The following is a 1907-nucleotide window of genomic DNA, read 5'->3' as shown; positions in this document are numbered from 1 at the left end:
TGCCGCCCTGCCGCAGGATCGCGTCGAGGCGGTCCCCCCTGGCCCAGCGGTGGGCGGTCCACACGAACCCGAGGTCGGGCTGGCGCAGGAACGACACCCGGTGCCGCGACTCGACGTCGTTGAGGTCGCTCCACAGCCGCACCATCTCCTCCAGGGTCTCCTCGACCCGTCCGGCGGGCACCCTCGGGAACGGATCGTCGTTGCGGCGCGGCTCGTAGACCAGCGCGGCGGCGACGGCCGCCATGTCCACCGGGGTCAGGTCCTTCCACAGCCCCCGCCGCAGGCACTCGGCGACCAGCAGGTCCAGCTCCGAGTACACCTTGGCCAGGCGCGCCCCGTCGTCGGAGACCGTGTCGCCGGTCAGGTAGCCCAGGTCGTCCAGCACCCCGCACACCCGGTCGAAGGTCCGCGCGATCACGTGCGAACGCCCCTCCACCCGGCGGCGCAGGCCCTCGGTCTCCTTGTGCAGCCGGAAGTAGCGCTCGGCCCAGCGGGCGTGCTCCTCACGCTCGTCACACCCGTGGCAGGGGTGCTGACGCAGCTCGGAACGCAGCCGCAGCACCTCCTCGTCCTCCCCGACCTCACGCGGAGCGCGCCCGGCCCTGGGGGTGTCGCCCTGTTCCCGGAGCTTGTTGCGCAGGGTCGAGGCCAGGTCCTGACGCGACCGCGGCGACCGGGCCGAGAACGACTTGGGGATGCGCATGCGCCCCGACGGGTGCACGGGGACCGTGAAGTCGCTGGCGTTGACCCGCTTGACCTGCTTGTCCGCGGTCAGCACCAGCGGCGCCGGAAGATCCAGTTTCAGGCCGGGGTCCAGGACGACGGCGTGGCCGGAGAAACGGCCCGAGGGAATGCGGATGATGTCGCCCGGACGCAGCTTCTCCAGGCTCTCCAGGGCCTCGTCGCGGCGCCGGACCGACCTGGTCTTGGCCAGCATCGACTCGCGGTCGCTCAGGGCGCGGCGCAGCGCCGCGTACTCCATGAAGTCGCCCAGGTGGCACTCGGCGGAGGCCGCGTACCCCTCCAGGGCCTCCTCCTGCTTGCGCAGCTGCTTGACCAGGCCCACCACGGCCCGGTCGGCCTGGAACTGGGCGAAGGACTCCTCCAGCATGGCGCGGCTGCGTCGGCGTCCCACCTGGCCGACGAGGTTGACCGCCATGTTGTAGGACGGCTGGAAACTGGAGTTGAGCGGGTAGGTGCGGGTGCCCGCAAGGCTCGCTACCGACTCGGGGTCGGTCCCGGCCTGCCACACGACCACGGCGTGGCCCTCGACGTCGATCCCCCGCCGCCCAGCACGCCCGGTCAGCTGGGTGTACTCGCCCGGGGTCAGTTGGGCGTGGGTCTCACCGTTCCACTTGTCCAACTTCTCCATGACCACCGTGCGGGCGGGCATGTTGATGCCCAGGGCGAGGGTCTCGGTCGCGAACACCGCGCGGATCAGTCCCCGGGAGAACAGGTCCTCGACGATCTCCTTGAACGTGGGCAGCATGCCCGCGTGGTGGGCGGAGATCCCCGCCTCCAGGGCGCGCAGCCACTGCTCGAAGCCCAGCACGGCCAGGTCCGCCGGAGGGATGTCGGCGCACCGCGTCTCCGCGTACTCGCGGATCTGCGCGGCCTCCTCGGGGGTGGTGAGCACCAGCCCCGAGGCCACGCACTGGCGCACGGCGTCGTCGCATCCGGCGCGGCTGAAGATGAAGGTGATCGCGGGCAGCAGGCCCTCGTCGTCGAGCTTCTCGATGATCGTGGGCCGCGACGGCGGCGCGTACCGGGTGCGGGGCCGCATGGTGCCGTTCTTGCGCGCCCGCGACTGGGGCGAGCGGCGGCGGTGCGCCAGCTGGGTGGTGCGCGCGTCCTCCTCGGCGATCCGGCTCAGCCTCGGGTTGATCGCGAGCTTCTGTCCGCCCACG

At 71.9% G+C, this 1907-nt stretch carries 1 protein-coding gene; it reads right to left on the bottom strand.

What is annotated here, in order from left to right; genetic code table 11:
- Positions 1-1907, bottom strand: a 1907-nt coding sequence (locus tag D471_RS0104115; protein WP_017597456.1) for a DEAD/DEAH box helicase, incomplete at both ends; no start/stop codon positions are given.

The sequence above is a fragment of the Nocardiopsis lucentensis DSM 44048 genome, from assembly GCF_000341125.1.
GTDB lineage: Bacteria > Actinomycetota > Actinomycetes > Streptosporangiales > Streptosporangiaceae > Nocardiopsis > Nocardiopsis lucentensis.
This window is presented reverse-complemented; position numbering and strand designations above follow the sequence as displayed.